Source organism: Promicromonospora sp. NFX87 (assembly GCF_048564965.1).
Taxonomy (GTDB): domain Bacteria; phylum Actinomycetota; class Actinomycetes; order Actinomycetales; family Cellulomonadaceae; genus Promicromonospora.
Map to the genome: position 1 here is coordinate 1,623,115 of NZ_CP183413.1, position 12,705 is coordinate 1,635,819.

General features: G+C 72.1%; 11 protein-coding genes. 8 read left to right on the forward strand and 3 right to left on the reverse strand.

Annotation, left to right across the window (positions count from 1 at the left end):
- Positions 1-39 precede the first annotated feature (39 nt).
- Together ACNYC2_RS07320 and ACNYC2_RS07325 are read right to left on the reverse strand one after the other, a co-directional pair.
- Positions 40-1,188: a polyprenyl synthetase family protein gene (locus ACNYC2_RS07320; protein WP_419706387.1), complete on the reverse strand. Its 1,149-nt coding sequence runs from the start codon at positions 1,186-1,188 to the stop codon at positions 40-42.
- A 9-nt stretch (positions 1,189-1,197) separates the two neighbouring features.
- Complete coding sequence (locus ACNYC2_RS07325; RefSeq protein ID WP_419706388.1) at positions 1,198-1,785, reverse strand: hypothetical protein; 588 nt, start codon at positions 1,783-1,785, stop codon at positions 1,198-1,200.
- Positions 1,786-1,914: 129 nt separating this feature from the next.
- On the opposite strand from ACNYC2_RS07325, the gene ACNYC2_RS07330 reads away from it, so the two are divergent.
- From ACNYC2_RS07330 to ACNYC2_RS07345, 4 genes are all read left to right on the forward strand, one after another.
- The gene (locus ACNYC2_RS07330; RefSeq protein ID WP_419706389.1) at positions 1,915-3,264 is read left to right on the forward strand and encodes a DUF4192 domain-containing protein; all 1,350 of its coding nucleotides are present in this window, start codon (positions 1,915-1,917) and stop codon (positions 3,262-3,264) included.
- Positions 3,265-3,303: 39 nt separating this feature from the next.
- Positions 3,304-3,669 (forward strand): universal stress protein, encoded by a 366-nt coding sequence (locus ACNYC2_RS07335; protein WP_419706390.1) that lies wholly within the window; start codon positions 3,304-3,306, stop codon positions 3,667-3,669.
- Between the two features lie 326 nt (positions 3,670-3,995).
- Complete coding sequence (locus ACNYC2_RS07340; RefSeq protein ID WP_419706391.1) at positions 3,996-5,687, forward strand: RNA polymerase sigma factor; 1,692 nt, start codon at positions 3,996-3,998, stop codon at positions 5,685-5,687.
- A gap of 100 nt (positions 5,688-5,787) precedes the next feature.
- Entirely contained in the window at positions 5,788-7,392 is a 1,605-nt protein-coding gene (locus ACNYC2_RS07345) for a SpoIID/LytB domain-containing protein (protein ID WP_419706392.1), read from the forward strand.
- 109 nt (positions 7,393-7,501) lie between these two features.
- Here ACNYC2_RS07345 and ACNYC2_RS07350 read toward each other — a convergent pair whose 3' ends face one another.
- Positions 7,502-7,708, reverse strand: coding sequence for a DUF7455 domain-containing protein (locus ACNYC2_RS07350; protein ID WP_020014335.1), 207 nt, complete (start codon positions 7,706-7,708; stop codon positions 7,502-7,504).
- Positions 7,709-7,930: 222 nt separating this feature from the next.
- Here ACNYC2_RS07350 and ACNYC2_RS07355 point away from each other — a divergent pair, with 222 nt between their 5' ends.
- The 4 genes from ACNYC2_RS07355 to ACNYC2_RS07370 all read left to right on the forward strand — a co-directional run bounded on the left by ACNYC2_RS07355 (position 7,931) and on the right by ACNYC2_RS07370 (position 12,678).
- Entirely contained in the window at positions 7,931-10,054 is a 2,124-nt protein-coding gene (locus tag ACNYC2_RS07355; RefSeq protein ID WP_419706393.1) for a DNA gyrase/topoisomerase IV subunit B, read from the forward strand.
- Between the two features lie 108 nt (positions 10,055-10,162).
- Positions 10,163-10,612 (forward strand): DUF4430 domain-containing protein, encoded by a 450-nt coding sequence (locus ACNYC2_RS07360; RefSeq protein WP_419706394.1) that lies wholly within the window; start codon positions 10,163-10,165, stop codon positions 10,610-10,612.
- Positions 10,591-11,217, forward strand: a complete 627-nt coding sequence (locus tag ACNYC2_RS07365; RefSeq protein ID WP_419706395.1) for a DUF6580 family putative transport protein — start codon at positions 10,591-10,593, stop codon at positions 11,215-11,217. The genes ACNYC2_RS07360 and ACNYC2_RS07365 overlap by 22 nt, the downstream gene beginning before the upstream one ends.
- A gap of 189 nt (positions 11,218-11,406) precedes the next feature.
- The gene (locus tag ACNYC2_RS07370; protein ID WP_419706396.1) at positions 11,407-12,678 is read left to right on the forward strand and encodes a lipase family protein; all 1,272 of its coding nucleotides are present in this window, start codon (positions 11,407-11,409) and stop codon (positions 12,676-12,678) included.
- Positions 12,679-12,705 lie beyond the last annotated feature (27 nt).

A 12,705-nucleotide genomic window follows, 5' to 3' on the forward strand; every position in this document is an offset into this window, starting at 1 on the left:
CGCAGCTCGGTTCACTCAGTCAGGTTCACCCAGTCAGGTTCACGCGGCCCGGTCGACGGCGGCGTGGGCCAGGTCGGTCAGCACGCTCCGGCCGGGCTCGCTCAGGTCCGCGAGGTCGAGCAGGGCGTGCGCCCGCACGGCGAGGTCGTCGATGAGGTGCTCGACGGCGTCCAGCGCGCCCGAGCCGACGATCACCGCGCGGACCCGGGTGACGTCCTCCTCGGAGAGGTCGGGGTCGCCGAGCGCCGCGGTCAGCGTCGCGGCGTCGGACCCGTCCGGGTCGGGCAGCAGGGCGAGGGTCCGTGCCACGACCACCGTGCGCTTGCCCTCGCGCAGGTCGTCACCGGCGGGCTTGCCCGTGACCGCGGGGTCGCCGAAGACCCCGAGCACGTCGTCGCGGAGCTGGAAGGCCTCGCCCAGGGGCAGACCGGCGGCCTCGACCTCGGCTGCCGCCTGCGCTCCCCGGCCGGCCAGCAGCGCACCCAGCGCGAGCGGCGCGGCCACCGAGTAGCTGGCGGACTTGGCGCGCAGCACCGTCCGGGCGCGCTCCTCGTCCGAGGCGGGGTCGTCGCCCCAGGGCTCGGCCTGGACCAGCACGTCGAGGTACTGGCCCACGACCACCTCGCTCTGCATGGTGTCGAACCGGGCACGGGCCGCCTCGGCGACGCCGGCCGGAAGCGGCGCGAGCGCCGCGGAGAGCTCACGCTGGGCGGCGAGGAGCACGAGGTCCCCGAGCAGGATCGCCGTCGCGTCGCCGAACCGCACCGGCTCGCCGGCCCAGCCGGCGGAGGCATGCCTGGCGGCGAACGCGCGGTGCGTGGTGGGGCGGCCGCGGCGGGTGTCGGAGTTGTCCATCACGTCGTCGTGCAGCAGGGCCGCGGCCTGGAAGAGCTCGAGCGCGGCGCCCACCCGGACCGTGGCGACCCTGGCCAGGTCGGCGGGATCGGCGGAGCCGCCGTGGGCACGGAACGACCAGTAGCAGAACGCCGCCCGCAGCCGCTTGCCACCCATCAGCAGGCCTGCCGCCTCCTCGACGATCGCCTCGGCGCTCGGGCTGATCGCGGCGACCTCGGCGGCCAGCCGGCCGAGGTGAGCGGTCACGGCGGCGTCTACGTCGGCACGGAGGTTCTCGGTGTCGAGCAGGGCTGCGGGGTTCAGGGCACCGGTACGGGCGGGTGATACGGACACGGCACCAGCCTATGGGGTGCGGACCGTGCCGCTGATCGAGGCGAGGCGCCGCTTCCCGTCGTCGAGCACGCCCACGACCAGCGACTCCTGGATCTCGCCCGCCTTCGTCCTGGAGACCCGCCGGAAGGCGGTCTGCGCGGTCAGGCCGCTCGACTCCGGGGCCGCGATCTGCTTGAAACCCTGCCCGACCAGGATGTGCCTCGCCTGGGCGACCACCTTCTCGGTCGACAGGCCCGACGCCAGGTTGAGCGTCACCTGCGTCATCGGGACCGGCTCGGCCTTCGAGTCCTTCGTGTTCTCCGGAGCAGGTGCGGGACTCGCCGAGGAGGCGAGCAGGGTCGCGCCCTCCGGCATCGGGAACAGGTCCTCCGGGAAACCCTCGGCGTAGGTGGCGACCGCCGACGAGGGGTCGAAGGTCGGCAGCTCGGCAGGTCCGCCGGACGCCGCCGCGCGGGCCTCCGGCGTGCTCTCCGCGGTGGCACTCGACCCCCGCGGCTCCGTCCCGGCGCTCCCGGTGCCGCACCCCGCGGTCGCGAGCGCCAGCCCGAGGGCGGCGGCGAGCGCTGCCGTGCGGCGGGCGGTGGCGAGGTGGGGCACGTTGCACACGGTAGCGGGAGAGACCCGCGCGAGGACAGCGTGCGGCTCCGAGCTCGACCACAGGGGATCCGTTGTCCACACGGCCCTCCTGGGCGCGCCGCGGCCCCGGCGGACGGCTGGGATCGAGGCATGAACCCCAAGGACATCACCTCGAAGAACCTCGGCCGGCGATCGGCGGCGCCGAACGCCACGGTGGTCCGCGTCGCCGGGCCCGAGGACCTGCTCGCCTACATCCCGTACCGGCTCGGCTTCGAGCCCGCTGAGTCGGTGGTCGCGGTGAGCCTCACCGGGCCGCGCCAGCGGGTAGGGCTCGTCGCCAGGGTCGACCTCGCCGACCTCCGCCTGCGGCAGCCCGACGACCCGGACGGGCCCGACGGCGCGGCCACCGCCCGCTGGCTCACCGACCACGTGGTGGCCGACGGCGCGGACCGCGCGGTGGTGGTGCTGTACACCGCCACCGACCCGACCACGCCCTCGGGGGCCGCGCGCCGGGCCGTCGAACTGCTGCGAGCACGGCTCGAACGCAGGCTCCCCGGCACCGAGGCCTGGCTCGTCGCGCCGACGGGCTTCCGGGCGCTCGACTGCGCCGACCCGATGTGCTGCCCGGCCCAGGGCCGACCGCTGTCCGCGCTGAAGGGCAGCCGCGTCGCCGCCCACATGGTGCTCGAGGGCCGCACCGTGTCCGGCACCCGCGAGGAGCGGTACGCCCTGCGCGCCGCACCCGAGCAGGCAAGGACCCAGGCCCGGCGCGCGGCGGCCCGCTGGACCGACACCTACCGGCGGCTCCTGAACGCGACCAGGTCCCCGGACGGCGGTGGACCGATCGACCGTGCGACACCGGTCCGTGGCGCCGAGCAACGGCAGGGGGCCGCCTTCGGCCCGCGGGCGGTCGAGGCGCAGGCCCTGCGCGCTGAGCGGGAGCTGGGCGACTGGGGTGCCGAGAACCTCGGCCTGTGGCGCTCCGCGATGCGCGTCGCGGGCGACGCGCGGCCCGGACAACCGCTGACGCTGTCTCCGGTCGACCTCGGGAAGATCGGCGCGGCGCTCGCGGACGTTCCCGTGCGGGACGCGGTGCTGCTGAGCCTGGCACCGGGCACGGAGGAGGCGGCGCTACGGACCGCGCGCCGGCAGGTGGACGGTGACACGGACGCGGCGACAGGGGCGGTGATGGCGCGGATCGTCGACCCGGAGCAGGGCGTCCCGCCCGACGAGGCGATCACTCGTGCGGCGCGCCACGTGCTGGAGGCGGTGGTCACCCACGTCCCACGGAGCCGACGAGCTCCCGCCTACCTGCTGCTGGCGCTCGTCGCATGGTGGCGCGGTGACGGCGGCCTGGCTGCCGAGCGGGTCTCCGACGCGCTCGGCGTCGACCCGGGCTACCGGCTCGCGCTGCTGCTCCGCGGGGCGATCGCCGGTGGGGTGCCGCCGGGCTGGGTGCGGCGCGAACAGGTATCACGGCAGGTGCCGCACAGCGGGTGAGGCACTGCGAGGGTCGCGGCGTGCGGTAGCGTCGGGAGCATGACGATCGTCGTCGGCCACCTCGCCACGCCAGAGGGCCAAGAGGCTCTCAGCTCCGCTGTCACCGAGGCCAGGGAGCGCAACCTCCCGCTGGTCGTCGTCACCAACGGCAAGCGCCCGGAGGACGAGTGCAGGGCCGAGGCCGACGAGCTCGTCAACAGCCTCGCCGGCGACGTCGACGTGCGGGTGGAGCACGGCACCGGCGACCTCGCCGAGGATCTGATCCGCACCGCCACGAGCACCGGCGCCGATCTCATAGTGATCGGTCTGCGCAAGCGGAGCCCTGTCGGCAAGCTCATCCTGGGCGCGGGTGCCCAGCGGATTCTCGTCGAGGCGCCGTGCCCGGTCCTGGCCGTGAAGGTCTGACCTGGTCCTGACCTGACCGGTCGCTGGTGAGGTCCCTGTTCGAGGCCCGGTTCGGGGTCCTGGTCGGTCCCCGCCCTGGTCACAGGCGTGGCCCCGAGCGGTTCGTCGGGAGCGGGAATGGTCGGGCCGTCTGGTTCGTTGACTCTTGGCACGCGAAATGAGAATCACCCGCGGGGCTGCCCCGCCAGACGTGACTTCGCACTGACTTTGCCCATATCACCGCGTTCGTCGCGGCGTACATGGAGGCCGACGGTACAATATATATGTTCGCCGGCGGAAGAAGAAGGTCCAGTGAAGGCCCCGCCGGCGGTACACCGCCCCCTCGAATGCCGAAAGGTCGGTTTGTGGCGCCCACTCCGCTGAAAGCCCCCCAGGATACCGCTCCTGTCCCTGCACGCGACAACCTGCCCCGAGAGTTCGAGCATCCTGCCCTGCAGGAGCTCCTTGCTCGAGGTGCCGCCGACGGCTCGGTCGACGCCGAGAGCTTCCGGCGCGCTTGCGAGACCGCGGAGGTCGGTGACGCCAGGCGGCTCAAGGCGGTGCTGCGCGCACTGGCCAACGCCGGCGTGCAGGTTGGACTGCCTACCGTGACCAAGGTCGCGGCCGCTGCGGCCACCCGCTCCACCGCGGTCGCCGCCAAGGCGCCCGCCGACGGTGACGCCGAGGCGAAGCCCGCTCGACGTACCCGTGCGACGGCCGCCAAGGCCCCCGCCAAGAAGGCTCCGGCGCGCTCCACCGCGAAGCCGAAGGACGACGCCGACGAGGTCGACGAGGTCGAAGACATCGACCTGATCGATGTCGACGACGTCGACCTGGACGACGAGGCCGCCACGAGCACGCGCAAGAAGCCGGCGGCGAAGACCGCCGCCAAGAAGCCTGCCGCTCGGGGCAAGTCGAAGTACGACAACATCGAGCCCGACGGTGTCGCCGTCGAGGACGACGCGGAAGAGTCCGACGCCGGTCCCGAGATCGTCACCAAGGCGACCCGTGGTCGCGGCGGCAAGGCGGCGAAGGAGGGTGACGAGAGCGCAGGCTTCGTCGTCTCCGACAAGGACGACGACGACCAGCCCGCGCAGCAGGTCGTCACCGCCGGCGCCACGGCCGACCCGGTCAAGGACTACCTGAAGCAGATCGGTAAGGTCGCGCTGCTGAACGCTGAGCAGGAGGTCGAGCTCGCGAAGCGCATCGAGGCCGGCCTGTTCGCGGAGGAGCGCCTCGCCACCACCGAGTTCAACCGGGACGACAAGGACCAGCGCCGGTTCGAGCGCGACCTCAAGTGGATCGCGCACGACGGCAAGCGCGCCAAGAACCACCTGCTGGAGGCCAACCTCCGACTCGTGGTCTCGCTGGCCAAGCGCTACACCGGCCGCGGCATGCTGTTCCTGGACCTGATCCAGGAGGGCAACCTCGGTCTGATCCGTGCGGTCGAGAAGTTCGACTACACCAAGGGCTACAAGTTCTCGACGTATGCCACCTGGTGGATCCGGCAGGCGATCACGCGTGCCATGGCCGACCAGGCCCGCACCATCCGTATCCCGGTGCACATGGTCGAGGTCATCAACAAGCTGGCCCGTGTGCAGCGTCAGATGCTCCAGGACCTGGGTCGCGAGCCCACGCCGGAGGAGCTGGCCAAGGAACTCGACATGACGCCCGAGAAGGTGGTCGAGGTCCAGAAGTACGGTCGCGAGCCCATCTCGCTGAGCACCCCGCTCGGCGAGGACGGCGACAGCGAGTTCGGTGACCTCATCGAGGACTCCGAGGCAGTGGTGCCCGCGGACGCGGTGTCGTTCACGCTCCTGCAGGAGCAGCTGCACCAGGTGCTCGACACGCTCTCCGAGCGCGAGGCAGGTGTGGTCTCCATGCGGTTCGGCCTGCAGGACGGCCAGCCCAAGACGCTCGACGAGATCGGCAAGGTCTACGGCGTGACGCGTGAGCGCATCCGCCAGATCGAGTCCAAGACGATGTCGAAGCTGCGCCACCCCTCGCGGTCCCAGGTGCTGCGCGACTACCTCGACTAGACAGTCGACCAGGTAGAACCTCTACGCCGGGCGGGTGAACCTTCTTCGGAAGGATTCCCGCCCGGCGTCGTCGTATGGAACTGTGCCCGATGTGTCCCTAATGTTCAGCGCCACGTCCCGCGCAGCCTCCGGGCTCGCTCCGCTCCTCGCGCTGGTCCTCGCTCTGCTCGTCGCGACGGGCCTGGTCGCGCCGCCCGCCTCCGTGCCGCCCGCCTCCGCGGCGGCGGGCTACACGCTCACCGCGTCCGGCACGTCGACCACCACGGCGGGCGTGGCGAAGACGCTCACGGTGCTCTACCAGCGGGATGGCGCTCCCGTGGCGAACGCCGCCGTGTCGCTGCAGAGGTACAGCAACGGCTCGTGGGTCAGGGACAGGACCGTGACCACGGGTTCGACCGGCACGTCGGCCGGCAAGGCGACGGCGTCGGTCAAGCCGGGAGCGACCACGAAGTACCGGTTCAGGACGACCCAGGCGACGAGCGCGACCCTGACCGTGACCGTGGTGCCCGGCTCGTGGAGCCTCGCGGGCTCCGGCGCGGGCCACGGCGTCGGCATGTCGCAGTACGGCGCCTACGAGATGGCGCGCACCGGCAGCACGGCGTCGGACATCCTGCGCTACTACTACCCGGGCGCGACGGTGAGCACCGCGAACAACCCGTGGACGTCCATCGACGTCCAGGTGCTCGGCCGAACCGGCGACCCGGCCACCACCACCCTCGGCCTGTCCGCCGGATCGTGGCGCCTGCTCGACGGCGCCGAGGCCCAGCTCGCGACGGGCACGTCGGCACGCAAGATCTCGATTGCCCGCACGACGGCGGGCCTCACCGCCAAGATCACCGAGAACGGCACGGTGCGCCAGACGATCGGCGCCCGCCCGACCCTCTACCTGGAGTGGACCGGCACCGACTACTGGGCCGGGACCGCCGGCACGGTGACGGTGTCCGGCGCCCAGGGGAGCTACCGCCACGGCAGACTGCGTGTCACCGACCTCAACGCCCGGCCCAACGTGGTCAACCAGGTGGTCATCAACGACGAGTACCTCTACGGGATCGAGGAGATGCCGGCGCTGTGGGGGACGAGCGCCTACGGCGGCGCTGCCGCGCTCGAGGCGCAGGCGATCGTCGCCCGCAACTACGCGATCCTGGACAAGGTCGAGGGCCTGAAGGCCGAGTGCGACTGCCATCTCTACGACGACACCAGCAGCCAGAATTACACGGGCTGGACGAGGGAGGGCGGCGAGGCGGGCGAGGCGTGGCGCGCGGCGGTCGACGCGACCCGCCAGGACAGCGCCTCGACGGTCTCGGTGGTGCGCAACGAGTCGGCCGGGATCGCGGAGACGCCGTACTTCGCGTCGTCAGGCCGCGGCGGCGCCTTCTCCGGTACCGCGAGCAACCAGGACGCGTTCGGCACGGCCCCGCAGTCCCACCTCGCGCACGTGGCGGACCCGTACTCGGCGCAGGCGCCGGGCAACCCGAACACGTCGTGGACGGGCACGCTCACGCAGGCGGGCGCGAAGAGCATCTTCGGGCTCGGCTGGGTCAGGTCGGTAGAAGTTACCGAGCGCTACTCGAGCGGTCAGGTCAGGACCATGCGGGCGGTCGCGCCCAACGGTGCCACCCGCACGCTGACCGACACGGCAGAGGGCTGGCGGACCGCTCTCGGCTTCCAGGGCGCCTGGGTGGACACGGTGACCGCGACGAGATAGCGGCCCTGGCACCACCAGGCAACGGGCATGGCGACGGCGGTGAGTCACCTCGCTGGGTGGCTCACCGCCGTCTTGGATCTAGAGGTCCGGTGGGTGTCCGGCCTGGATCTCAGGCCTGACCGTGCTCCGCGTGGAGCCGGTCGGTCTCGTCCTGGACATGGGTGGCGACGTCCGCATAGGCGGACGCGTGTGCGCGGGCGTGGTGGCCGCAGAAGAGCAGCTCGCCCACGGGCAGAACGACGCGCACATAAGCCTGCGCGCCGCAGCGGTCGCAGCGGTCGAGGGCGGTGAGCGGTTCGGTCGTCAAGGTCGTCACATCTCCATCCAACCATTCGCTCGCGCGGTTCATGCCAGCCCGGGTGGCCGGTTCGCTGCGAGCATAGCGGCGTGCCTCACAGTCTTGGGCCCCATCCGCCCCCAATTGCGCTGAAAGGGTAATTTCCGTCATGGGGTGAATTTGTTCGCGGGCGACCCGCCGTGAGGCGCCTCACCGGCTCTGATCACCGGCGTTGTCGGTGACCTCGTCTACGCTGTCGCCGTGACCGCAACGTCCGAGTCGTACACCGCTCGCCACCTGTCCGTCCTCGAAGGTCTCGAGGCGGTTCGCAAGCGTCCCGGTATGTACATCGGGACCACCGACTCCCGGGGCCTGATGCACTGCCTCTGGGAGATCATCGACAACTCAGTCGACGAGGCCCTGGGCGGGTACGCCACGAAGATCGGCATCGTGCTGCACGCCGACACGTCGGTGACCGTGTCCGACGACGGTCGTGGCATCCCGGTCGACATCGAGCCCAAGACCGGCCTGAGCGGCGTCGAGGTGGTCTTCACCAAGCTGCACGCCGGCGGCAAGTTCGGCGGCGGTTCCTACCAGGCGTCCGGCGGTCTGCACGGCGTGGGCGCCTCCGTGGTCAACGCGCTGTCCGCGCGCCTCGACGTCGAGGTGGACCGCGGCGGCAAGACGCACCGCATGACCTTCCAGCGCGGCGAGCCCGGGCTGTTCTCCGACCCGGCCTCCGGGCCTGACCCGGACGCGGCGTTCCAGCCGTTCGTCGACCACTCCGAGCTCGTCGTGTCGGGCAAGGTGCCGCGGGGCCGTACCGGCTGCCGCGTGCGCTACTGGGCCGACCGGCAGATCTTCCCGAAGTCCGCGGTGTTCAGCTACGACGAGCTGGTCACCCGCGTGCGGCAGACCACGTTCCTCGTGCCGGGCCTGGAGATCCGGGTGCGCGACGAGCGCGGGCTGCCCGGCACGCCGGGTGAGGACGGGCCGCACGAGGAGGTCTTCAAGCACGACGGAGGTGCCGCCGACTTCGTCGAGTTCCTGGCCCCCGACTCGCCGGTCACCGCGACCTGGGTGCTCCAGGGCGCCGGCACCTTCAAGGAGACCGTCCCGGTGCTGGACGAGCGCGGCCACATGACGCCGCGCGAGGTGCTGCGCGACTGCGAGGTCGACATCGCGCTGCGCTGGGGCACCGGCTACGACACCGAGGTGCGCTCCTTCGTCAACATCATCTCGACGCCCAAGGGCGGTACGCACCTCACGGGCTTCGAGCAGGGCCTGCTCAAGGTGCTCCGCAAGGGTGTGGAGACCAACGCGCGCAAGCTCAAGGTCTCGGCCAAGGACGGCGCGGAGCGTATCGAGAAGGACGACGTGCTCGCGGGCCTCACCGCCGTGGTCACCGTGCGCCTCTCGGAGCCGCAGTTCGAGGGGCAGACCAAGGAGGTGCTGGGCACCGGCCCGGTGCGCCAGATCGTCTCCCGCGTGGTCGAGCAGGAGATCCACGCCCGCCTGAACTCGACCAAGCGCGACGAGAAGACGCAGGCCTCCCTGCTGCTCGACAAGATCGTCGCCGAGATGCGCGCGCGCATCACGGCCCGCAAGCAGAAGGAGATCTCGCGCCGCAAGAACGCGCTGGAGACCTCCTCGCTGCCCGCCAAGCTGGCGGACTGCCGCTCGAACGACGTGGACCGCTCCGAGCTGTTCATCGTCGAGGGCGACAGCGCGCTCGGTACCGCGAAGCTCGCGCGCTCCAGCGACTTCCAGGCGCTGCTGCCCATCCGCGGCAAGATCCTGAACGTCCAGAAGGCGTCGATCAGCGACATGCTCCGCAACGCGGAGTGCGCGGCGATCATCCAGGTGCTCGGCGCGGGCTCCGGCCGGTCGTTCGACCTGGAGGCGGCGCGCTACGGCAAGATCATCATGATGACCGACGCCGACGTCGACGGCGCCCACATCCGCACGCTCCTGCTGACGCTCTTCTACCGGTACATGAAGCCGATGGTGGAGGCCGGCCGCGTGTTCGCGGCGGTGCCGCCGCTGCACCGGGTCGAGGTGATCGGCAACGGCCGGCGCAAGAACGAGTACGTCTACACGTACTCGGAGGCCGAGCTGGGCGCCACGCTCAAGAAGCTCGACCGGGCCGGACGCCGCTACAAGCCCGACATCCAGCGCTACAAGGGTCTGGGCGAGATGGATGCCGACCAGCTCGCGGAGACCACCATGGACCCGCGCCACCGCACGCTGCGCCGTGTCACGGCCGAGCACGCCGAGGCGGCCGAGCGGGCGTTCGAGCTCCTGATGGGCACCGACGTGGCGCCCCGCAAGGAGTTCCTCATCGCGGGCGCCGCCGAGCTGGACCGCTCCCGCATCGACATCTGACCGTCGGCATCTGGTCCGGCTGCGCGATCTGACCTGGGTGCGCCCGGCGGTGCGCCGAGGGTTGGGACGGCTGCGCCCGGCTGAGCGCGCCGACCTAGACTCGGCGGCGTGAACACGACTTCTGTCCGCCCGCTCCGGGCGCTCGGTGCGGCGGCCGCCGCACTTCTCCTGACCGGCCTGCTGGCGGCCTGCGGCGGCGACGCGGCCGGGCCCGACCCGGTGGTCCCGGCGACGCTCAACGCGCAGTCGGACGCCGCCTCGCCGTCGGCCAGCGCGCCGTCGGACGACGCCTCGAAGTCGGCCGGCGCGGAGACCTTCAGCTACGCGGGCCGCACCGGAGCCACCGCGCTCGAGCTGCTGCTCGAGGCGGACCCGTCCGCCGAGGTCACCGGTGAGGGCGAGAACGCGTTCGTGACCGCCATCGGCGGCCGCGCGGCGGACGACTCGAAGAAGGAGTTCTGGTCGCTGTCCGTGGACGGCGAGCCCGCGCAGGTCGGGGCAGGCACACTGGAGACCGAGGACGGTCAGGAGATCACGTGGACGATCGAGACGTACTGACACCCCAGGCCGACGGCCGGGGACGCGACCTGACGGTCGCGGAGCTGGCGCACCGCTGGTGGCGTCCCGCGACGGTGGTGCTCGTGCTGGCCGCCGCCGTCGCGTGGCGCCTGGTCGCGCCCGGGCTGGGCGCGCCGCCGAACCTGGAGATCGCCACGGCGGCGACGTTCCTCGCGGTGCTGCTGCTGCGCAACCGCTGGGCGGCGGTCGTGCCCTTCGCCGTGGTGGCCGTCAGCGACGCGGTGCTCGGCAACACGCAGATCATGTGGTTCACCTGGTCGGCGTGGGCGGTGATCGGGCTCGGCGCGATCCTCGCGCGGCACCTGCGCGGCCCGGGCCGGTACGCGGCCGCGCTCGGCGTGGGCGTGGGCGGTTCGCTGTGGTTCTTCGCGTGGACCAACTTCGGCGTCTGGCTGATGGACGGGATGTATCCGGCGACCCTGGACGGGCTCCTCGCGAGCTACGTCGCGGGCCTGCCGTTCCTGCGCACCATGCTGCTGGGCAATCTCGTCCTGGTCCCGCTCGCCGCCGTGATCGCGTCGATGGTGGAGCGGGCAGAAGCCCGGGCAGAGGCCGCGGGCAGCCTGCGCGCGGTGCGCGGCTGAGCCGGGGCCCCCGCAGTAGTTCGCCGCCCGACGGCGGTGCGTGTGCTCGCCGGCGCGCACCGCCGTCGGGCGGCCTCTTTCGCCCCGGCACTTTCACCCGGACACTATTGCGGTTAGAGTCAGTAGCGGCCCGCTCGTGGGCCCGGACGCTCAGTGCCGAGCGCCCGAGGACCTCAACGAGGAGATCCGATGCCGAACGTCACCCGCCCGCGTGCCCTCATCGTCGCGACCCTGGTCGCGCTGGCGCTACCCGCAGCGGCCCTACCCGTAGCAGCCCTACCCGCAGAAGCCGTCCCCGCCGCCACGGCGCCGTCGACCAGTGCGACCGCCCCCGTCGCATCCGACGAACCGGACCTGCCGGACCTCCCCGACGTGCCCCTGCGGGCGCGCGCCGACGACGACTTCTACACCCCGCCGGCCCCGCTCCCCGACGGCGCCGACGGCGAGGTCGTCCGCTGGCGGGAGGAGCCGCGGCAGCTCAGCGCCCGCAGCTACCTGCTCATGTACCACTCGACGAACGCGACCGGACAGGACATGCCGGTGACCGGCCGGGTCCTCGTGCCGAGCACGACGTGGCGGGGCGAGGGACCACGGCCGATCGTCTCGGTGGCGAGCGGTACGCGCGGCGTCGGCGACACGTGCGCGCCGTCGCGCTGGCTCGACTACGAGCGGCCCCTCATCGAGCCGATGCTGCTGGCGGGCTGGGCGGTGGTGGTCACCGACTACGAGGGCCTGGGCACGCCGGGCATGCACACCTACGTCGTCGGGCAGTCGGAGGGGCGGGCCGTCATCGACATGGTGCGCGCCGCCACGAACCTGCCCGCCACCGGCCTGGAGGCCGGCGGCAAGGTCGCGTTCTCGGGCTACTCGCAGGGCGGCGGGGGAGCGATGTGGGCGGGTGAGCTGCAGCCGGAGTACGCGCCCGAGCTCGACCTGGTGGGCATCGCGGCAGGCGGCGTGCCCGCGGACCTCACCGAGGTGGCCGAGGGGCTCGACGGGCAGGTCGGGTTCGGCTTCCTGCTGCTGGCCGCCTACGGGATGGACGCCGCCTACCCCGAGCTCGACCTCGAGACGTACCTCAACGAGCGCGGCCGGGAGACCTACGAGCGGGAGCAGGACGACTGCGTGGACGCCACGCTCACGCACGCGTTCCAGAACATCGGGATGTTCACGGCGACGAACCCGCTGCGCTCCCCTCAGTGGCAGGCGCGTCTCGACGAGAACCGGCTGGGGGCCAACCCGCCGGACGTGCCGATCCACCTGTTCCACGGGACGGTCGACGAGATCGTCGCCCCGGGGCAGGCGCGGACGCTCCGGAACGAGTACTGCGCGGCCGGCGCGGACGTGCGGTGGGAGTGGCACCTCGGGGAGCACGTCTCCACGTTCGTGACCGGCGCTCCCGGCGTGATCGCGTTCCTCGACGGGCGGTTCCGGGACCGCCCCTTCCTCGGCCACTGCTGAGGGCCGAGCCAGGGTGAAATCCCTGGT